Source organism: Corynebacterium sp. ACRPF (assembly GCF_022347395.1).
Taxonomy (GTDB): domain Bacteria; phylum Actinomycetota; class Actinomycetes; order Mycobacteriales; family Mycobacteriaceae; genus Corynebacterium; species Corynebacterium tuberculostearicum_D.
On record NZ_JAKRNB010000012.1, the window covers coordinates 41,357 to 61,155 of the forward strand.

The 19,799-nt window shown below is 57.6% G+C and carries 16 protein-coding genes; 9 read left to right on the forward strand and 7 right to left on the reverse strand.

Annotated features, from left to right (window positions below):
• Nucleotides 1-21 precede the first annotated feature (21 nt).
• On the reverse strand, nt 22-1,101 hold the full coding sequence (locus MHX61_RS07090) for an alpha/beta hydrolase family protein (protein WP_239193781.1): 1,080 nt from the start codon (nt 1,099-1,101) through the stop codon (nt 22-24).
• A gap of 33 nt (nt 1,102-1,134) precedes the next feature.
• Nucleotides 1,135-2,547, reverse strand: coding sequence for an alpha/beta hydrolase family protein (locus MHX61_RS07095; protein WP_239193783.1), 1,413 nt, complete (start codon nt 2,545-2,547; stop codon nt 1,135-1,137).
• Nucleotides 2,548-3,081: 534 nt separating this feature from the next.
• Between MHX61_RS07095 and lpdA the strand changes: the two genes are divergently transcribed.
• Nucleotides 3,082-4,494, forward strand: a complete 1,413-nt coding sequence (lpdA, locus tag MHX61_RS07100) for a dihydrolipoyl dehydrogenase (RefSeq protein WP_005327177.1) — start codon at nt 3,082-3,084, stop codon at nt 4,492-4,494.
• Between the two features lie 127 nt (nt 4,495-4,621).
• Here the strand turns inward: lpdA and ramB are convergent, their stop codons facing one another.
• A complete protein-coding gene (gene ramB, locus MHX61_RS07105) occupies nt 4,622-6,031 on the reverse strand; it encodes an acetate metabolism transcriptional regulator RamB (protein WP_239193785.1) in 1,410 nt (469 codons plus the stop codon).
• A 369-nt stretch (nt 6,032-6,400) separates the two neighbouring features.
• On the opposite strand from ramB, the gene MHX61_RS07110 reads away from it, so the two are divergent.
• Genes MHX61_RS07110 through MHX61_RS07125 form a run of 4 tightly spaced genes read left to right on the forward strand, consistent with a single transcriptional unit; the run spans nt 6,401 to nt 10,367 of the window.
• The gene (locus MHX61_RS07110) at nt 6,401-7,156 is read left to right on the forward strand and encodes a succinate dehydrogenase cytochrome b subunit (protein ID WP_179387314.1); all 756 of its coding nucleotides are present in this window, start codon (nt 6,401-6,403) and stop codon (nt 7,154-7,156) included.
• 15 nt (nt 7,157-7,171) lie between these two features.
• Nucleotides 7,172-9,187: a fumarate reductase/succinate dehydrogenase flavoprotein subunit gene (locus MHX61_RS07115; protein WP_201802305.1), complete on the forward strand. Its 2,016-nt coding sequence runs from the start codon at nt 7,172-7,174 to the stop codon at nt 9,185-9,187.
• Nucleotides 9,187-9,936 (forward strand): succinate dehydrogenase/fumarate reductase iron-sulfur subunit, encoded by a 750-nt coding sequence (locus MHX61_RS07120; RefSeq protein WP_005327185.1) that lies wholly within the window; start codon nt 9,187-9,189, stop codon nt 9,934-9,936. The genes MHX61_RS07115 and MHX61_RS07120 overlap by 1 nt, the downstream gene beginning before the upstream one ends.
• Before the next feature lie 56 nt (nt 9,937-9,992).
• Nucleotides 9,993-10,367 carry a hypothetical protein gene (locus tag MHX61_RS07125; RefSeq protein ID WP_239193787.1) on the forward strand — a complete coding sequence of 125 codons (375 nt, stop codon included), beginning with the start codon at nt 9,993-9,995 and terminating at the stop codon, nt 10,365-10,367.
• A gap of 365 nt (nt 10,368-10,732) precedes the next feature.
• Here MHX61_RS07125 and MHX61_RS07130 read toward each other — a convergent pair whose 3' ends face one another.
• Complete coding sequence (locus MHX61_RS07130) at nt 10,733-11,797, reverse strand: hypothetical protein (RefSeq protein WP_239193789.1); 1,065 nt, start codon at nt 11,795-11,797, stop codon at nt 10,733-10,735.
• Between the two features lie 157 nt (nt 11,798-11,954).
• On the opposite strand from MHX61_RS07130, the gene MHX61_RS07135 reads away from it, so the two are divergent.
• From MHX61_RS07135 to MHX61_RS07150, 4 genes are all read left to right on the forward strand, one after another.
• Nucleotides 11,955-12,218 carry a hypothetical protein gene (locus MHX61_RS07135; protein ID WP_239193791.1) on the forward strand — a complete coding sequence of 88 codons (264 nt, stop codon included), beginning with the start codon at nt 11,955-11,957 and terminating at the stop codon, nt 12,216-12,218.
• Between the two features lie 79 nt (nt 12,219-12,297).
• Nucleotides 12,298-13,632, forward strand: coding sequence for an IS256 family transposase (locus MHX61_RS07140; RefSeq protein ID WP_370658411.1), 1,335 nt, complete (start codon nt 12,298-12,300; stop codon nt 13,630-13,632).
• Between the two features lie 85 nt (nt 13,633-13,717).
• The gene (locus MHX61_RS11390) at nt 13,718-14,254 is read left to right on the forward strand and encodes a recombinase family protein (RefSeq protein WP_239193793.1); all 537 of its coding nucleotides are present in this window, start codon (nt 13,718-13,720) and stop codon (nt 14,252-14,254) included.
• Between the two features lie 116 nt (nt 14,255-14,370).
• Nucleotides 14,371-14,727 (forward strand): hypothetical protein, encoded by a 357-nt coding sequence (locus tag MHX61_RS07150; protein WP_239193795.1) that lies wholly within the window; start codon nt 14,371-14,373, stop codon nt 14,725-14,727.
• Between the two features lie 305 nt (nt 14,728-15,032).
• On the opposite strand, the gene MHX61_RS07155 is transcribed toward MHX61_RS07150, so the two are convergent.
• From MHX61_RS07155 to MHX61_RS07165, 3 genes are all read right to left on the reverse strand, one after another.
• On the reverse strand, nt 15,033-15,980 hold the full coding sequence (locus MHX61_RS07155; RefSeq protein ID WP_239193797.1) for a hypothetical protein: 948 nt from the start codon (nt 15,978-15,980) through the stop codon (nt 15,033-15,035).
• Nucleotides 15,981-16,146: 166 nt separating this feature from the next.
• Nucleotides 16,147-16,422, reverse strand: a complete 276-nt coding sequence (locus MHX61_RS07160; RefSeq protein WP_239193799.1) for a hypothetical protein — start codon at nt 16,420-16,422, stop codon at nt 16,147-16,149.
• A gap of 261 nt (nt 16,423-16,683) precedes the next feature.
• Nucleotides 16,684-19,767: an N-6 DNA methylase gene (locus MHX61_RS07165; RefSeq protein ID WP_239193801.1), complete on the reverse strand. Its 3,084-nt coding sequence runs from the start codon at nt 19,765-19,767 to the stop codon at nt 16,684-16,686.
• Nucleotides 19,768-19,799: the final 32 nt, after the last annotated feature.

The following is a 19,799-nucleotide window of genomic DNA, read 5'->3' on the forward strand; positions in this document are numbered from 1 at the left end:
TAGCCGTGGAAAGAAACGAGCTTATTTATTGAAAGCGCGCTCGAAGACCGGCCAAGAATCCTTGAGGTCCGCAATCCAGTGCGGCCAGGAGTGGGTGCCGGTATTGCGGAAGTTGTAGGTCGCCGGGATGCCAGCCTGGTCCAGCTTGGCCTTGAAGTTGTGGGTGCAGTAGTTCACGCCAGCCTCGATGGCGCCACCTTCGACCTGCAGCCGAGCGGAGCCCACAGCAGCGATAGCAGGGTTAGCTCCCTGATTCGTATAGTAAGAATACGTATCGGTTTCTCCGGCCAACCCAGAACCGGAAGAGATGTACAGATCCGTGCCGCGCAGCTTCTCGTGGTTCATCATCGCGTCGTTATAGCGGTTGGTGGGGGAGCCGAACGGGCCCCACATCTGCTCCGCGGTCGCACCACCGCGGTTGACGGTAAGCTCAACGGCCTTGTGCTCTACCGGGTAAGCGGTGGCTGCGCAGCCGGCGTAGGAACCGACGGCGTCGTAGAAGCCCTGGTTGTGCTCCGCCAGCAGCAGGGAGGAGGTGGCGGACATGGACATGCCCGCGACAGCGCGGTGATTATCGGCCTTGATGTGGCCCTCGATGGCGCCCGGCAGTTCCTTGGTGAGGAAGGTTTCCCACTTCTGTGGGCCCTTGAGGTACTTGGAGTTCGGCTCGGATACCCAGTCGGTGTAGTAGGAGAAAGCACCGGCCTGCGGGATGACCACGTTGACGTTCTTGGAGTGGTAGAAATCGACGGCGTCAGAAAGCTTCAGCCAGTCCATGTCCTGCTCCGCGCCGCCTGCACCGTTGAGCAGGTAGATGGTCGGGCGGTTCTCATCCGTTGCGCGAATGACGGCCAGCGGAATCTGGCGGCCGTTCATGGCTGGGGAGGTGGCCTGCAGCTTTTCGACGCGCGGATCGTCCTTGTACTTCTGGTACCAGGTCTGCTGCTCCAGCTCTGGGGTGACCTCCAGTGGGGCCAGGGTGGACTGGGCGGCGTTGCCCGCTACCTGCTGCGGGGTGAGCTGTGCGGCCCCCGCCATTGGGGCGCAAGCCAAGCCTGCGCACACTGCGGTGCCGGCAAGGATGGAGCTTAGGCGCTTCATAGTGCTTCTTTCCTGTAGTTATTGAATTCCTGATTATTCGGCAGCGACAGCAGCCTCGGCGGACGCTGCAGCCTCCGCAGCGTCCGGAACCTCTGCGCCCTCTGCGTCCTTGCCTGCGACAAAGTCCTTATCCGGGGACTGGTCAGCGGCGCTCGGGGCGTCCTTAACCTGCGCATCTTCCTCGGCCTGCGGTGCCTCGATGGAAAGCTCGTTGGGCTTTACCTCCGGCTCGGCCGGTGCCTCTGCGGCATCCTTGGCAAAGCCGCGCTCGAAGGTTGCCCAGGAGGTGAAGAGGTCATTGCGCCAGCCCGGCCAGGAGTGGGTGCCGGTATTGCGGAAGTTCCAGTCCGCCTTCATGCCCTGGGAGTCCATCTTGGCCTTGAGGTCATGGGTGCAGGAGTTCATGGCAGCCTCGATGACGCCGCCCTCAACGATGAGGGTGGAAGACCCCGGAACACCCCAGTCGTTGGCGCCGCCCAGGCCGGAGTTGACCGAAACATAAGTCTCGGACTTGCCCAGGTTATTCGGGTTAGCGTTCACCAAGGCATCGTTGTACACGTTGTACTCGCTGCCCATAGCGCCCCACATCTGATCGGCCGAGCCACCGCCGCGGTTGACGGTCAGCTGGGTGTACAGGCGTGGCAGCGGGCGAGAGGTGGAAGCGCAGCCAGAGAAGGAGCCCACGGCGTTGTAGAAGCCCGGGTTGTGCTCCGCCAGCAGCAGGGAGGAGGTCGCGGACATGGACATGCCGGCAATCGCGCGCTTGCCATTGCCGCCGATGTGCTCTTCCAGTGCGCCCGGTAGCTCCTTGGCGAGGAAGGTTTCCCACTTCTGCGGGCCCTTGAGGTAGCCGCTATTCGGGGAAGATACCCAGTCGGTGTAGTAGGAGAAGGCGCCGGCCTGCGGGATGACCACGTTGACGTCCTTGGACGTGTAGAAGTCCACCATGTCCTGTACGCCCTCGGCCTCAGGGTCGATGTCGTGGTTAGCAGTGGCGGTCAGCCAGTCCATGCCCTGCTCGGCGCCGCCGGCGCCGTTGAGCAGGTACAGGGTGGGGCGCTGCTTATCAAAGTTGCCGTCCGGGGTGATGACCGCCAGCGGAACCTCGCGGCCGCCCATCGCGGCGGAGGTGGCGGTCAGGGCCTTAACGTGGTTGCCGTAGTGCTTGTCCTGGCCACTCTTGTGGCCGAAGGCATAGCCTTTCCACTTGTCCTTATCTTTCAGCTTGGCAATATCTACCACGCGGTTTTCGCCTTCGGTGGTGATGGCGTAGTTGATGTTTTCCGCATCCGCCGAGTCGGTGAGGTTTACCTCGCGGATGGTGGACGGGGTGGCGTCACCCTGGATCTCGGCCGGCTCGACGGCGGAGGCGAGAGGGGCGGAGAGGACTCCTGCCGCGATGGCGATGCCTGCGACGCTGGAGCCGATAGAGCGCAAAGTATGCATATTTTTAGCTTCCTCGAGTTAAGAGAATCTTCTCAGTAGGTATCGTTCCGCATAGCGGGAGTGTTAGCAAGACTCTATGCCTTAATAGCCCTTTTAATGTAGCAAAACCTGTGACGTATGTGGTTTGTGTGTCATAATTCTGAACGCGGCGCGTATGTAACGGTGGCGCTACAATCTCCGCTAGTACTAAACGTGTGAATAATGCGGTCCCCATCCGCGGGCCCATCCCTCGCTCTAGGCAAGTAAAAACACAGAAAGAAGCATAATGAACGTTTTCGATTCCATCCTCGTGGCCATCAACGAAGTTCTGGGCCAGTTCCTGCACACCGGTTCCTCCATGTCCTCCACCGCTGCGCTGGCTCTCGGCCTGTTCTAAAACACCGAGCCCATAGCCCTGCCTGGGGGCGTCGCGCGCTTGCCGACGCCACCGTGCAGGGCCTTTGCGCGTTTTACCCCCCGAAGCGTGGGGTACTCGGGCACAAGAGTGTGACCCAATGCGCGACATGGAGGGGAAAGTTACGTATCCTAAAGGGCGTGACTAATGAACATTATGACGTAGTAGTACTCGGCGCGGGCCCTGGCGGCTACGTGGCCGCCATCCGTGCAGCTCAGCTTGGTAAGAAAGTTGCCGTAATCGAGAAGCAGTACTGGGGCGGTGTCTGCCTCAACGTAGGCTGCATCCCTTCCAAGGCGCTGCTGAAGAACGCTGAGGTTGCCCACACCTTCAACCACGAGGCCAAGGACTTCGGTATTTCCGGCGATGTCTCCTTCGACTTCGGTGTTGCCCACAAGCGTTCCCGCAAGGTTTCCGCGGGCATCGTCAAGGGTGTCCATTACCTGATGAAGAAGAACAAGATCACCGAGATCAACGGCCTTGGCTCCTTCAAGGACGATAAGACCATCGAAATCACCGATGGTGATGACAAGGGCAAGACCGTCACCTTCGATGACTGCATCATCGCAACCGGCTCCGTGGTCAAGTCCCTGCCGGGCGTTGAACTCGGCGGCAACATCGTGTCCTACGAGGAGCAGATCCTCAACGATGAGGCTCCGAAGTCCATGGTCATCGTCGGCGCCGGCGCCATCGGCATGGAATTTGCTTATGTTCTGTCCAACTATGGCGTAGACGTCACCATCGTGGAGTTCATGGACCGCGTCCTGCCGAACGAGGACAAGGATGTCTCCAAGGCTATTGCCAAGGAGTACAAGAAGCTCGGCGTCAAGCTGCTGACCGGCTATAAGACCACCTCCGTGAAGGACAACGGCGATAATGTCACCGTTGAGGTCGAGTCCAAGGACGGCTCCAAGCAGGACACCCTGACCGTGGACCGCGCCATGATCTCCATCGGCTTCGCCCCACGCACCGAGGGCTTCGGCCTGGAGAATACCGGCGTTGAGCTCACCGAGCGCGGCGCTATTGCCATCGATGACACCATGCGCACCAACGTCGACCACATCTACGCCATCGGTGACGTCACCGCGAAGCTGCAGCTCGCGCACGTTGCTGAGGCCCAGGGCGTTGTCGCTGCAGAGACCATCGCCGGCGTGGAGACCCAGCTCTTGGGTGACTACATGAATATGCCGCGCGCTACCTTCTGCAACCCGCAGGTCGCTTCCTTCGGCTACACCGAAGAGGCTGCCAAGGAGAAGTTCGCGGACCGCGACATTAAGGTCGCTACCTTCCCGTTCTCCGCTAACGGCAAGGCCGCTGGCCTCAATGAGACCGCGGGCTTTGTCAAGCTCATCGCGGACGGCGAGTACGGCGAGCTCATCGGCGGCCACATGGTGGGCTCCAACGTTTCCGAGCTGCTGCCAGAGCTGACCCTGGCGCAGCGCTTCGACCTCACCGCTGAGGAAATCGGCCGCAACGTTCACACCCACCCGACTCTCTCTGAGGCCATGAAGGAAGCTGCCGAGGGTATTGGCGGCCACATGATTAACCTCTAACCAGGGCTGCTTGCCGACGTCGCCTTTGAGCGCGACGCCAGCGGCACCGCACCGTTCGCTCCCTCGTCGGAGGGAGGCGGACCGCGGTGCCGCTTTTTTTATGTGCAGTCCACCTGGGCAGGAAGCGTTAGTACGGTGCCACGGCGGAGCGGTGGGCGTCGACGTTGATGACTTCATTAATGGGTGGGAAGGCGCGTTGCGCGCAGTTCTCGCGCGGGCACGTGCGGCAGCCGGAGCCGATGGGGGTGGCCGAGGAGAGATCGCTGAGATCGAGCCCCTCGGCGTAGACGGTGCGGTCGGCGTGGCGGGCTTCGCAGCCTAGGCCGATGGCGAAGAGCTTATCGGTATCGCCAAAGCGCCCCTGGTGGTGCTGGACGGCGCGCGAAATCCACAGGTAGTTGCGGCCGTCGGGCATCTGCGCCAGCTGGCGGGAGATAATGCCGGGCTGGGTGAAGGTCTCGTAGACATTCCACAGCGGGCAGGTGCCGCCGTTATTGGAAAAGTGCACGCCGGTGGCGGATTGGCGCTTGGACATATTGCCTGCGCGGTCGACGCGGACAAAAGTAAAAGGAATGCCGCGGAGGTTATCGCGCTGCAGGGTGGACAGGCGGGAGGCTACGGATTCATAGCCCACGCCGAAGACCTGGCAGAGGTATTCCACGTCGTAGCCAGAGCGCTCGGCTTCGGAATGCATCAGTGCATAGGGCATTACGGTGGCGGCGGCGAAATAGCTGGCCAAGCCGCGCTGCGCGAGGTTGCGCGAAGCATCCGAGGTGAACGGCTCCTCCTCCACTAGGGAAGCGATATCCTCCCCGGCCTCAAGGAAGCCCAGCTCCGCGGCCATGCGGAAGGCGCGCTGGCCTTCGCTCAGGCGCGACGCGAGCCGGAACTCGCCGGTCTCGCGGTCAAAGCTGTGTAGCGTGCCATCCATCTGGGAAGTGATGTGGATATTTACGTTGTGACGCTCGCGCAGGCGCTGGGCCAGGGCATGTTCGGTGTCGCGGATGCCGAAGTGGGTGACCGAGAGGGCGTCGGCAAGCTGCTCTGCATGGTGGTCCAGGTTGTCCAAGTAGTTCTGGCGAGCGTAGAAGAAGTCGCGCACCTCGTCATGCGGCATGGAGAGGGCCTGGGTGGCCTCGGTGGTGCGGCGGGCATCGGTGGCTAGCGAGAGCTTATCGCGCACATTGCGGTAGCGGCGGTGGACATCCACCAGCGTGCGAGCCACGGTGGGGTGGTTATAGACCAGCTCGGAGAGCTCCTGCAGCTCGACGGGGGAGGGGCAGAGCTCCTTGTCTTGGATGACGTCCTGGATCTCGGCAAGAAGGCGGGAGTCATCGTCGCGGGAGAAGAAGGTGGCGTCGACGCCGAAGACCTCGGTGATGCGAAGGAGCACCGGGACGGTGAGCGGCCGGACGTCGTGTTCGATCTGGTTGACGTAGCTGGCGGAGAGACCCAGCGTCGCAGCGAGGGAAGCCTGACTGAGATCGCGCTCACGGCGAAGCTGGCGAAGGCGGGATCCCACATACGTCTTACTCATGCCGGCAAGGTTACTGGCTGGCCTGCGGGTGTGCACCCTAATTGCAAAGATCTTGCGAAGAATGTTCACCCGCCTGTGGGCTACATGTGGGTTTCATGCGAAAGTTTGACACATAAAGGGGTAAGGCGGTCACTCTAGTAACACTGGGTGAGCAAGTTCACAACTGCGGAGGGAATTACGCAACGTCAATATTGCGGAATTCCGAGCAGCCAAGGTAGTGACGTTTTGCCCCAAGGCTTCTAAGGCAACCCTTACCTAAAAGAATTATGACTTTAACCGTACCGCCGTACCGTTAGGTGAAACGCCGCAGGAATTGACTAGTAACCAGCGGTTAAGCCCAGTTAAAGTGAGGGCGACAATGGAGGTGTCATGACTTTAAGAAATCCGGACCGTGAGGCAGTAACTCACGGCCACATTACTAACGAACCAATCCGCCAGAAGCCGGGAGTGCCCTCCTGGGTTCTGAAGCTCATCATGGCCGTCACTGGCCTGCTCTTCGCCCTCTTCGTTGTTGGCCACATGGCCGGCAACCTGAAGTTGTACTTGCCGGCGCACGGCGGCGAAGAAGCACTAGATGAATACGGTGCATTCCTGCGCTCCATGGGCGAGCCGTTGTTCCCGCATGAGGGCGCATTGTGGATCATTCGCGCCGTCCTGCTGGTCGCCATCATCGCCCACATCTACGGCGCGATCGCCTTGACTGCCCGCTCCAAGGCATCCCGCGGCAAGTTCAGCCGCAGCAACCTCATGGGTGGCCTGGATTCCTTCGCCACCAAGACCATGCTGGTCTCCGGCTTGGTTCTGCTGCTGTTCATTATCTTCCACCTGCTGGACCTGACCATGGGCGTACAGCCCATCGCCCCAGGTGACTTTGCAGAGGGCGCGGTGAAGGCCAACATGATTGCAACCTTCAGCCGCTGGCCGGTCACCATCGTGTACGTGATCGCCATGTGCTTCCTGTTCCTGCACCTCACCCACGGCATTCGCCTTGCCGCCTCTGACCTGGGTATCACCGGTGCGAAGTGGCGTCAGACCTTCCTGATCTTGGCGTACGTCATCCCGGCCGTTGTCTGCATCGGCAACATCGTTATGCCTTTGTCCGTTGCCCTGGGCTTGGTCAGCTAAAGGAGTTAGAAACCCATGACTAATACTGAACTCAAGCGCGAGCACCCTAAGTTCTCGCACCCACAGTCCATCGTTCCGGGCGTATCCGCCGGCAACATCCTGGAATCCCACGAGCCGCACGGCGTGCCGATGAAGGATATGTGGTCCCACCAGAAGGACCACATGCAGCTGGTCTCCCCACTGAACCGCCGCAAGTTTGAGGTTCTCGTGGTTGGTACCGGCCTGTCCGCTGGTTCCGCTGCGGCCGCACTGGGCGAGCTGGGCTACAAGGTAAAGGTATTCACCTACCACGATTCCCCGCGCCGCGCGCACTCCATTGCCGCGCAGGGTGGCGTCAACGCCTCCCGTGCCAAGAAGGTGGACAATGACTCCGCCTACCGCCACACCAAGGACACCGTGAAGGGCGGCGACTACCGCTGCCGCGAGTCCGACTGCTGGCGCCTGGCAAACGAGTCCGTCCGCGTTATTGACCACATGAACGCCATCGGCGCCCCATTCGCTCGCGAGTACGGCGGCACCCTGGCTACCCGTTCCTTCGGTGGTGTGCAGGTCTCCCGTACCTACTACACCCGTGGCCAAACAGGTCAGCAGCTGCAGCTGTCCACCACTTCGGCGCTCTACCGCCAGATTGGCTTGGGCAACGTGGAGCTCTTCGCTCACAACGACCTGCAGGACATCATCGTCTACAACGACAACGGTAAGAAGCGTGCCGGCGGCATCGTTACCCGCAACCTGATTACCGGTGAGCTCAAGGCCTTCACCGGCCACGCAGTTGTGCTGGGTACCGGCGGCTACGGCAACGTCTACCACATGTCCACCCTGGCAAAGAACTCCAATGCCAGCGCCATGATGCGTGCGTACGACAGCGGTGCTTACCTGGCTTCCCCCGCCTTCGTGCAGTTCCACCCGACGGGCCTGCCGGTCAACTCCGATTGGCAGTCCAAGACCATCCTGATGTCGGAGTCCCTGCGTAACGACGGCCGCATTTGGTCCCCGAAGAAGGAGGGCGACGACCGCGACCCGAATACCATTCCGGAAGAAGAGCGCGACTACTTCTTGGAGCGCCGCTACCCGGCATTCGGCAACCTGGTTCCGCGCGACGTTGCTTCCCGTGCCATCTCCCAGCAGATCAATGCCGGCCTGGGCGTTGGCCCGCTGCACAACTCGGTGTACCTGGACTTCCGCGACGCCATCGAGCGCCTAGGCAAGGACAAGATCCGCGAGCGCTACTCCAACCTGATCGAGATGTACGAAGAGGCTATCGGCGAGTCCGCCTATGAGACCCCGATGCGCATCGCCCCGACCTGCCACTTCACCATGGGCGGCCTGTGGACGGACTTCAACGAGATGACCTCCATCGACGGCCTCTTTGCCGCCGGTGAGTGCTCCTGGACCTACCACGGTGCTAACCGCCTGGGTGCAAACTCCCTGCTTTCGGCTTCCGTCGATGGCTGGTTCACCCTGCCGTTCACCATCCCGAACTACTTGGCTGACCACCTCAACGAGGAGAAGCTGGCCGAGGATTCCCCAGAGGCACAGGCAACCCTGGCACAGTCCCAGGAGCGCATCGACCGCCTCATGGGTGTGCGCGGTGAGAACCCGCACGGTCCGTCCTACTACCACCGCCAGCTGGGCGATATCCTCTACCATGGCTGCGGCGTGTCCCGTAACGTCGAGGACCTCAAGGCCGCGATCACCAAGATCCGCGAGCTGCGCGAGGACTTCTGGGCTAATGTCCGCATTCCGGGTGAGGCCAATGACATGAACCAGGTGCTGGAGTACGGCCTGCGCGTTGCCGACTACCTGGACTTGGGTGAGCTCATGTGTGTTGACGCTCTGGACCGCGATGAGTCCTGTGGCGCTCACTTCCGCGAGGACCACCTCACCGAGGACGGCGAGGCAGAACGCGATGATGAGAACTGGTGCTTCGTTTCCGCATGGGAGCCGGGCGCAAATAAGAACGAGTTCATCCGCCACGCCGAGCCGCTGTACTTTGATTCGATCCCGCTGATGACAAGGAACTACAAGTAATGAAACTGACACTTGAGATCTGGCGTCAAGCCGGACCGACCCAAGAAGGCCATTTCGAGACCGTCCAGGTGGATGACGCCTCTGAGCAGATGTCCATCCTGGAGCTGCTGGACCACGTTAACGAGGGCTACATTGAGCGCGGCGAAGAGCCCTTCGCCTTCGCTTCCGACTGCCGTGAGGGCATCTGCGGTACCTGTGGTTTGACCGTCAATGGTCGCCCGCACGGCCCAGGTCAGAACACCCCTGCCTGCCAGCAGCGCCTGTTCAACTTCACCGATGGCCAGACCATCAAGCTGGAGCCATTCCGTTCCGCTGCCTACCCGGTCATTAAGGACATGATCGTGGACCGCGCGGCTCTGGATCACGTAATGGAGCAGGGCGGCTACGTTTCCATGGACGCTGGCACCGCTCCGGATGCGGATACCATGCACATCAACCATGAGACCTCCGAGTACTCGCTGGACCACGCTGCCTGCATTGGCTGCGGTGCCTGCGTTGCTGCCTGCCCGAACGGTGCGGCTCACCTGTTTACCGGCGCAAAGTTGGTGCACCTCTCCCTCATGCCGCTGGGCAAGGAAGAGCGTGGCCGCCGTGCCCGCAACATGGTCGACGACCTGGAAGCCAACTTTGGCCACTGCTCCCTCTACGGTGAGTGCGCTGATGTCTGCCCGGCCGGCGTTCCGCTGACCGCGGTTTCCGCGGTTACCCGCGAACGTGCACGTGCTGCTTTCCGTGGCAAGGACGACTAAGCTAAGGTTATTCCGTAGGAATACTAGGAACGAGAGAAAGACAGAAAGACTCCGCCATGAGCGATAACACCCATGCAGTCGCTGACTACGCCAGCGAGACCTACCCAGAGTTCTCCGGCAAGATTCAGGACACCTACATTGAGGGCTACGATCCCGTGTCCTTCGGTGCTCCTCACTCTTCCCTCCTGCGCACCTCCACCTGGGTGGGCATGGGTCTGATTATGTCTTGCCTCCCGGCTGCCGGCATCATCATTTGGGGCCTTGGCGTGTGGGACACCCCGCTGGGCACCGCAGGCGAGGGTGACTACACCCTGACCATGATCATCGGCATCATCGCCCTAGTCATTGTGGCCATTGCTGCAGTAGGCACCGTCCACTACGGCCGCCGCTACTACCGCAAGTACCGCAAGGAAACCGGCCGAGCCAATTAAATCGTTTCTTTAGTACGCAACCCCCGCCTCCACCAGCATGCATGACATGCAGGGAGGCGGGGGTTGTTGCATATCTGTCCCTTCCAGCGACTCTTTGAGGCTCGTGGCTAAGTCTAGAAGTTCGTCGGGATTATCTGCGGGCCGTTGTTGAGACAGATTCCGTTGTGCTGCGCGCACAAACTTAGCGAGTATGGCGGCGTCGCGGGCCAGTGGGGAAGTGGCAGGTAACTCCGCTTGTATTACCTGTAGGTGCTTGGCGGCACTGTTGGCGGCGTCTAGTGCCTACTCGTAATCTCCAGCATCCCCGTGCGCCCCAATAAACAAAACGCACAGGTGCGTGTCCTGGGCTTCATGCACAATGTCCGTCACGCCGCTCCTTCATCATTCTCCTTACCGTTCTGCTTAACGGCAGGCGTTGGTATCAGTTCTGTCGCCTTCCATGCAATATATCCTGCGACAATCTGACAGACGGTGCCGATAAGCAGTTTTACAAGCTTCCACCATAGGGAATTCACCACTCCAGACGTGGCGAGCTGTTCGACCCCAGCTGGGATGGCCGGTGTAGCGGCCATGACAACTAGACTAATAATCAGCCACGGGGGTTTCGTGCCCTTGTCGTGGACGGGAACGAAATACAGGCTCGAACAACCGAGAAATAGGATTAAATAAACTCCGAAAAACACCATTGCCTTGCAACCGGGGAGCCGTACCCACAAATCGGAGAAGATAGCTAGGAAGTTTACGGCAAAGAACAACAGGGCTTGAACTAGGATTAATCCAAGATTTCCAGTCTTATACAAGTTTTTTGGAGAGAGACAGCGGGTCTTATCTATTCCTTTTCCGCCCCCTTCACGGTTCTCACGTTCTGGTTTTTCAGACGCTTCATTCCCCCAGTTACACGGCCAAATAATTTTGTCTCTGTTAGGTTTTGTTGCTTTCAGCTTTCCCCAGCTTGAACCGACAATGCTAACGATGGGGGTCCAAAAAGCCAGGACAGCAGCCCACTTCGTAATTGCACCTATCCCCGAAGCACCGTCGACACCCTCGATAATTATTGGGAAAATGAGCAACAAAACCCACGCCAAGAGAGTAGTTCTTTCGAGTGCATAGTCGTCCGGATTCTTAGTCACCCGGAACCCGCGGTTATTAACTCTTTTTATCCATCTAGCTCTAGTCAAGAATATGACGCCACTAATGAAAGAGAGGACCATAATAGCAGCACCCGCCCATACCTCTTCACTGTTTTTAGAGTGCTTACATAAATCCCACCAATCCAAAATGAAGACTCCAAGAGGAGGAAAAATAAGGAAGATATTAATCCCAAAGTAAACCTTCACTCTCCCTTTCAGTGGAATAGTCTTTTTACCCCCCTTCGCAGGGGGAGTTTTGTTTTCTTGTGTGGGTTGAGATTCATCTTTGCTTCTAACCATAAACACTCCTCTTTAAACGAACAGTCAATACCAGTTGTTTAAGGTACACCCTATTGTTACGCCGGTTTGACGCGGAATGTTTCCTGTAAATAGGGCCGTTCCTAGAATTTTTTTACATGTGTCTAGCGGGGTTTAGGCCTTATGTTTACAGAAAGTGGTGAGTGTGGTGTTGTCGTCGGATGGTTTCCATATTGAAAGTCAAATTGACTCTGTGCCCGCGTTGGCGCGGGTGAAGGATCTGCATGGTGGGTTGTCGTCGGGGCAGCAGGCGTTGGGCAGGATTGTGCAGTCTTTGCTTGCTGACGCTGATGGTCTCGACGGGGCACAGTTGTCTGACTTGGCGCGGGTGGTTGAGTCGTATCGTGATGCGGTCATAGAACAGGAGAATGCTGCCTTTAACCCCTCGCGGGGCGAAGACTAATGGCCAAGGACTCGAGAGTGTCTGGTGGTTTGTGTGTGGGTACCTAACCCGCATAAGGAGATGGACCAGATTGACTACTGTGGCGAGACGAGATCCGGCTGATAAGGCCAAGATTGATGAGATTGAAAAGAAGCTTCTTGCTAACCCTGACATCGCGAAACTGATTGATGACCTAGGCACGTCTACAACGGATGCCAACGACCTAGTTCGGGGCATGCTACAAGCCTCGATTACCAGGGGTTTGAATGCCGAGATGGATGCCCACCTTGGCTACGAGCCCGGCGATAGGAGCGGCAAAGCTGCAGCTGGGACAGACAATCACCGCAACGGGTCGTACACAAAGACCGTGGATTCTAACTACGGGCCGGTCACCGTGGATATTCCCAGAGACAGGACTGGGACGTTTATCCCAACTATGGTCCCTAAAGGCTCGAGACGTTTAACTGATGTCGATGACATGATTGTCAGCTTGTATGCCGGTGGGATGACAATTAGGGACATCCAGCACCATATGGCAACTGCGATGCGTGTCGATATTTCCCATGAGACGATTTCCGCGGTTACTGACGCTGTCTTGGATGAGGTTATGGTCTGGCAAAACCGCCAGCTAGACGAGTTCTACCCGGTCATTTTCCTGGACGCGCTGCGCATTAAAGTCCGCGATGGCGGCCGGGTAGTCAACAAGTCTGCGTACATGGCAATCGGTGTAGACCTTGACGGCATCAAACACATTTTAGGATTGTGGATCGCCAAGGAAGAAGGCGCTTCATTTTGGGCGCAGGTATGCGCCAATCTTTCCAATCGTGGGGTTAAAGACGTCTTTATCGTCTGCTGTGACGGGCTTAAAGGTCTACCAGAAGCAGTTGAAGCAACGTGGCCGAACTCTATGGTGCAAACCTGTATCGTGCACCTGATTCGTGCCGCGAACCGGTGGGTAGCCTACGGGGATCGCCGGGCTGTATCAGCCGCGTTGAAGAAGGTCTACACCGCCACAGACGAGTCCACAGCCCGTGCTGCTTTAGACGAATTTGAAGCCTCTGAATTGGGAGAAAAATACCCCCGCTCAGTCAAGGTCTGGCGGGATGCGTGGGCGCGTTTCGTACCGTTTCTGCAGTTCCCACCAGCAGCGAGAAAGGTAATCTATACGACGAACTCCATTGAGTCGTTTAACAATGAGCTGCGTAAAGCTACCCGCAACAGGGTGCAGTTCACCAACGATGAATCAGCGCTCAAAACGCTGTGGCTGATGATCTGCAATATTGAGGACAAACGAGCTGCCAAGAGGGCGAAGCAGGGCAAACGAGTCTCAGCGACAGCCGGCAGACTCATGGAAGGAGCCCGAGTTTCCGGCTGGAAACAAGCCATCAACCAAATGGCCGTGGCCTACCCCGACCGCTTCGACAAATACCTATAAACCTAACCCCACACACAAAAAACTTGGCACGCTCAAGGACTCCGGCTCGCGTGGGCAGCGGGTGGGCTATATCCGGGTCTCGACGGTGGAGCAGAATAATCAGCGCCAGAAAGAACTACTCAATGCTTCCGGCAGGATTTACCAGTTCTTTGAAGATAAGATTTCCGGCCGCACCAAGACTGCCCGCCCAGGGCTTGTCGAGTGTATGGCGTATGTGCGCGACGGTGACGAACTCGTCGTGTCGTCGATCGATCGTCTCGCCCGGTCTCTTAGGGATCTGCGCGGTATTGTTGATGAACTCACCAACAAAGGTGTGACTGTCACTTTCCTGCATGAGAATCTTATCTTTGCGAAAGACACCACGGATCCGCGTGCGGATTTAGTGCTCGGCATTCTCGGTAGCTTCGCGGAGTTTGAGCGGGCCATTATCCGCGAGCGCCAGGCGGAGGGGATTGCGCTGGCGAAAAAGGCCGGCAAGTACAAAGGCCGCAAACCAGCTCTAAGCACAGAACAGGTGGCGGAGATTAAGCGGCGCGTACTGGCGGGGGAGTCGAAAGCAGCCTTGGCGCGGGAATTCGGAGTTACCCGTCCTACGGTGTATCGGGCGTTGAAAAACACCTAACGCGGTATCAATTAGGGGTATATACGAAGCCCCTCTTTTCAAGCCTCTTCGACACGACGCCCTTTTGACCTTGTATCCTTATCATGTCCTATTCCTGTTCTCATTTTGGAGGTTTCATGCGTTTTCGTTCACTCACTGCCGCTGGGCTCATCCTTGGGTGCTCCCTGTCCTTAGCCGCCTGCGGCGGGGACAATCTGGACGGCACCTACGAATACACTGGGCCAGACGGCCCCTCAACAATCGTCATCGACGGAGACTCGTACGAAATCTCGATAGAAGGGGCAGTACTGAGCGGCTCCATCGATCAGGAGAACAAAGTTTTTACCCTAGAGCACGCTGGAGTACCAGGCGACAAAGATAGCCGCGATGAAGAAATGGAAGAAAAGGGCGCTATCGGAAACCAGGAATCGTTTTCAACGAAAGACGATACAATCATTGCCCATGGTCGCTCCTACGAAAAGGTAGACGATTAGTTTTCACTTCTCGACATTCCTGACTGCGAATTCGTCCATTCAGACGAAAGACAAACAGAGAAAAGCCTGGACATCCTTAACGGGGTGGCCAGGCTTTTTAGCAGGCTGGTCACAGCTATAAAGGATGAATAAGCGCGCCCGTCAGCCCCGCTATATGTCTTGGCATATGTTATAGCGCATGTTACACCATATGCTAAAGCATATATTTCCGATAATGTAGAACTACCTGCACGTTCTTCATTCGAGTAACGTTCGTCGAGCAAAAAAGAGCGCCCCACAGTCGGAAGCGCTCCTATTTTCCCTTTTTAGAAGGGGAGCTTGAGACCGGGGATAAGACCCGCGAAGGCTGCACCGCCAATGGACAATGCGATAGCGAGTACTGCGCCGATAATCCCGGCAATAATTCCAACCGTGGAAGAACCACCGTTGTTTCCGTGGTCAGAAGGGCCAATATTCCCGCTTTGTGTCATACCTGAATCATCTCCAGGGGCTACGGGGTTCTCACTTTCCGATGGGGCTAATGCGCTTGAGTCATTGTTTCCCGGACGCACAGGATTATCGGCGTTCTTGGGATCTTTCTCCGCCCATACATTGCTGGTGGCAATCTTGGAGGTTCCGTCAGAGAAAGTTACCTTGTAGACAAACTCCCCGTTTCCCTCGGCCGGAGGAGTGACAGTAAACGTATTTCCCTCCTGCTTTACATTCCAGCCTTCTGGTCCACCAATAAGGTCCACCGAGGCAGAATCCGGCATTCCAACTACTTTCAGCTGCGAGGTCTCTCCTACTGGGACCACTAAGTTCTCGAAGAAGGGGAAATACAGGAGCTTTTCTACTGGATGGACAGTAAAGGTATGGTCTATCAGCTCGGCCGATCCGTCGGGGTATTCAACCAAGAACTTCACAGTATTAGAGATTGATTTCTTCAAGTCTTTATATTGTGAAAAAAGATGCAGCCAAATGCTGTTATCGTAAACTTTAACCAAGAGCTCGTCTTGCTCTCTCCCCTCACCGTCTCCAAAGTTTGGATTAATAATGGTTAGCTTCGTCCCCTGTGGAACGTTGTTAATTCCCAAAGTTTCCACGTCGCCGTTCGCTCCGAATGGATTCTGCGGCTCGGTAAAGGTGGGCTGGTATTGGTCAGCCATGGTCTTGTTCGCGGTGGCGGTCTGAGCCGTAGCAACCGGAGCAGCAACAACTGCTGTCGAGGCGGTAGAGAGGCAGCATAGAGCCGCGACGAGTGCTCGCTTTTTCATGAGAAATCTCCTTGAGAGAACAGGGGATGGAAGAATTTTATAGTACCCCGACATTGCGCTTTTCTTTACTGCTCACCCCCACTTCCACCCGTTAAAAGAAAGCGCCCCTCACTAAGAAATCAAGCTGACTGGAAGGTGGGGAATGCACGCAAAGGGGCTGAAAGGGTTAGTTCTCAAACTGCTCCCGAATATGCTGCGTATCCGAGATTTGCTGGTCCGTAAATGAAGACTCTTCATCATCGCCGACAGCAAAAGCAAAAGCGATCATCGTAATGATTCCGAGAATGAAAGAGACTACGAGCGCTACGGCAAGACGCCAGCCAGATAGAGAGAATTTAGAAGACGAATTCATACTCCAAATATAGACCGTCGCAACAATTCTCCCCTCCAGCCATCCATAAGCCAGCACCCCAGCTACCCCAGCAACATTTGGGTTTGCCACTGCAACAAAGTTGGTAAGAATTGGTAAATATACACCCGTCAAGCCGCTATATGGCAGGACATATGCTAAAGCATATGTCCGCCGGTATGTAGTGTTATCTGCTGGTTCTTACGTTTAATCGGATTCCGAAAATGCCAGTCCACAGGGCTAGTAGACCAAAGGAGATGAGCAGTGCGGCCAGTTCCCGCGAGAGTCCTGCGTGAGTAAAAAGGAAAGAGGGGCGTGGGCGCGGCAACTCCACAGGCGACCACGCCCCTTTTTCTAGTCGTTCTCGCCCAAAAGGGTTTTCACGGCCGCGTTCATTGGCTCGGTAATCCCGGCCTCGGCAAGCGCTTTACGCACGAGCTGGCGGTGTTTCTGGAAACCGTAGGTTCCCGCGTCCACCCCGGCTGCGACTTCCTCAGCTTTGGCTGCGAGATCAACCAGCCGCGTGTGTAGCGGATCGGCCGAGTCGAACTTCGGGATCGGCAACCGCCATACGTTCTTGTCGAAATCACGTCCACCAAACAAGCCACGAGACTGATATACCGCTACCAGTTCGGTCGTCACCGGTGCGTTAAGGATCGCGGTAAGGTACCTCGCTTCTTCCTTGCCGTTAGCGGGCATCCAGTACAGCTTGTGCTCGATTACTGCTCGTGGGTCGGCGATTCGAGCAGCGGCGACAGTATTTCCGGATGCGCTGTAAAGTACGCGGTGTTTAACGGCGTTGAGCTGCTTCGATAGCTTGCGCTGGTAATCCAGGTTATCCATCAATGAGAGCTTGGATTGCTTGGTTTTGTTGGTCTCCCAGCGCTGGGACACGTCACGCCACCAGTCCCGCATACTGTTATCCGCGTTGTTGAGCTGCTGCTCGTCCATCAACTGCTGTCGATCAATGGGCAGCACTGCCCGCCACGGCTCCAATAGGCCGAAGGGGACAATCGTGGAGCCGAGGTGAACGTCGAAGACATACCTGCTGGGCAGGGTGGCTGACCAGGACGGTTGGGACTTCCACGGTTCTTTTTCCAGATTGGTGCGGTAGGACTCCACTGTGGTGGTTCCGTGCGTCCTGCCTAGCCGGGAGGTTGTTTGGGTTTGTTCCTCGACGAAAAACAACATCCTTGGGAATATCGTGGCCCCGTTGACGACGACCTCGTTGTAGGGGGAGCGGTCACCAGCATCGGTGCCCAATTCGACGTTTTTTGCCTCGGTGATGGTCAACGCTTCGTAGGTGGCCGGCCAGTCGTTGCGGACCCGCAGTCCTGACAGCACCTTCTTGGTAGGTGGGAACCCGCAGGCGGGTTCCTCGCTGAACTTGGTGGGGTCATGGAAAGTATGCCTCGTGCCGAACACCACTGCCGAGGGGACGGGGAAGAACCCACGTGGGCGCATCTTGTCTAAGTCCCAGGTTTCGGTGAACTCACCGCGCAGGTACGTTCCCCATCGACCGGCCCGGAAGCCTTCGTAGGCTTTCCGCGACAAGACAGCCAGCGGGGTGACGAAGCCGAAGGTTCCACCATCGTTGAGGTACTTGGCTGCACTTCGGGTGATGAACAGTCCCACCAGGTCTTGTTGGGTGGCGACTTTACCGCCATGCCATAGGTTGTAGCGGTTAGCGAAGGCTCGGTACTTCTCTTGAAGATCGGGGGTCATGTACCGGTAGGCCACCCACGGTGGGTTGCCGATGAGTACATCGACTCGCCTGCTGGGCATGGATAGCCACAGGGGGCGAACTTGGTTGCGGATGTAGAAGCCCCAGATACTGTCGCGACCTTCGGCATTGAGGTCGCAGAGGGTGGCGAAAGTTTCCGCCAGGAGAGTGTAGTCCTTGGTGCCCGGAGCGATTCCGAACTTCCTGAGGACCGAATTAACCTCGGGTCGCGGTGCCGTGGGGTCCGTGTATTCTTTCGCCCGGTCGGTCATGGCGGTAACCAACTGGTCGAAGGTGTCTGTGTCACCCATTGAGTTCAGGGGGAAGGCGAGGGTGCGGGCGATGGAGAACAAGGTGGCGTTTTGAACATCGGCCAGGTCAACGCCTTCGGTGTTGATGGTGATGACGTTTTCCTCGTGGTCGCCGGGTTGATACCACTGCATCGAGTCCCCCAAGTGTACCGGTACCCACACCTCCTCACGGTCGTGGAGGTGCTCGCCGAGAGCAAGCAAGTAGGTCACACGGGCCAAAAGCACGGAGACGGGGTGGATGTCGAGGCCAAAAACGTGGCTTTGGACGTGCTCGACGATTGTGGGAGAGTCCCACCCGGCGGCTTCGGCGGCAGTGATGATCCGCCGGATCGCTTGGAAAAGAAACGTGCCTGAGCCGCAGGCCGGGTCGAGGGCGGATTGTTCCAACGGTTTATCCAGCACCTTGGCAGTGACCCCTTCAGCTAACCAGTCGGGGGTGTAGTACTCGCCCATGCCTTTTCGCACATCGGCGTTGATAACCGACTCGTAGAGGATTTTCAGCACATCGTGGTCAATGTCTGACCAGTCGAACATTTGAATGCGTTTCACGATGCGGGAAAGGTACTGCTGGCCTCCCTCGGCAAGAAGAATCCAGTCGAAGAAGCCGGACTCGATAACATTGTAGATCCCGGCCTGCCGGAACTCGTCACCACTAAGCAGGCGCTCGGGGTGTTGGAGCAGATCGTCGAGGGGAAGCTCCATCACGGCGTGACCGATCACAGAGGCTTCAACCACCAGCAGGGTGTGATCGATGAACAGTTTGTCGCTGTCCGTGTCGAAGCCGGTACCCAGCGCACTGCGCAGCAAACGTGCCCACAGGTCGCGTTTCAATCCCACAGTGGGGTTGGTGCGAACTTGGGCATACAAATCCAGTAGGTAGGCAACGTCCTGGCCGTAGGCGGGGGAGGAGGCTCCGAGCAGGCTTTCGATGTTGGTGTGGGTGGGGGTGATGTTGCTCCGAGTAGCTAGCACGGCTTGGAGCCATTCGACAAGGCCGACCCCGGTGGCCCCGGGGGAAAGTTCGAAGGTGCTGCGCCGAGCGAAGGAGCCATCGGCGGGGGACTGCTCGAACAGCCACCAGGTTTTCCCGTCGGTGAGGATTCCGTTGTAGCGGGAACCATCTTGACTCATGCGGGTGGTGACATAGCCAGCGAGTTGGTTGATGTAGTCAGCGTCGGCGGTCTCATTGGTGAGCCGCTTTTTCACTTCGATGACAGTAGCGCCGGTGGCGATGTCGATTCGTCGGCGAGATCCGTCACCGATCTGCTCTTCCAACCGTGGGGTGTCCAGGTCAAAGTCGGAGGTAATCAGTAGGGTCTTAATGTCGGACTGAATGTCGGCTTCAGTGCGCCCCGTGGCGTCTGGAGACGCCAGGCGAGTGATCAGGGATCCTGGTGTAGTCATGGCTTTCTAAGGTGGGTAGGTAAGTCTTAGTT

Coding starts and splice junctions, on each gene's coding strand:
- MHX61_RS07090 (WP_239193781.1), bottom strand. CDS start 1,101: ATGAAGCGCCTAAGCTCCATCCTTGCCGGCACCGCAGTGTGCGCAGGC.
- MHX61_RS07095 (WP_239193783.1), bottom strand. CDS start 2,547: ATGCATACTTTGCGCTCTATCGGCTCCAGCGTCGCAGGCATCGCCATC.
- ramB (WP_239193785.1), bottom strand. CDS start 6,031: ATGAGTAAGACGTATGTGGGATCCCGCCTTCGCCAGCTTCGCCGTGAG.
- MHX61_RS07110 (WP_179387314.1), top strand. CDS start 6,401: ATGACTTTAAGAAATCCGGACCGTGAGGCAGTAACTCACGGCCACATT.
- MHX61_RS07115 (WP_201802305.1), top strand. CDS start 7,172: ATGACTAATACTGAACTCAAGCGCGAGCACCCTAAGTTCTCGCACCCA.
- MHX61_RS07120 (WP_005327185.1), top strand. CDS start 9,187: ATGAAACTGACACTTGAGATCTGGCGTCAAGCCGGACCGACCCAAGAA.
- MHX61_RS07125 (WP_239193787.1), top strand. CDS start 9,993: ATGAGCGATAACACCCATGCAGTCGCTGACTACGCCAGCGAGACCTAC.
- MHX61_RS07130 (WP_239193789.1), bottom strand. CDS start 11,797: ATGGTTAGAAGCAAAGATGAATCTCAACCCACACAAGAAAACAAAACT.
- MHX61_RS07150 (WP_239193795.1), top strand. CDS start 14,371: ATGCGTTTTCGTTCACTCACTGCCGCTGGGCTCATCCTTGGGTGCTCC.
- MHX61_RS07155 (WP_239193797.1), bottom strand. CDS start 15,980: ATGAAAAAGCGAGCACTCGTCGCGGCTCTATGCTGCCTCTCTACCGCC.
- MHX61_RS07165 (WP_239193801.1), bottom strand. CDS start 19,767: ATGACTACACCAGGATCCCTGATCACTCGCCTGGCGTCTCCAGACGCC.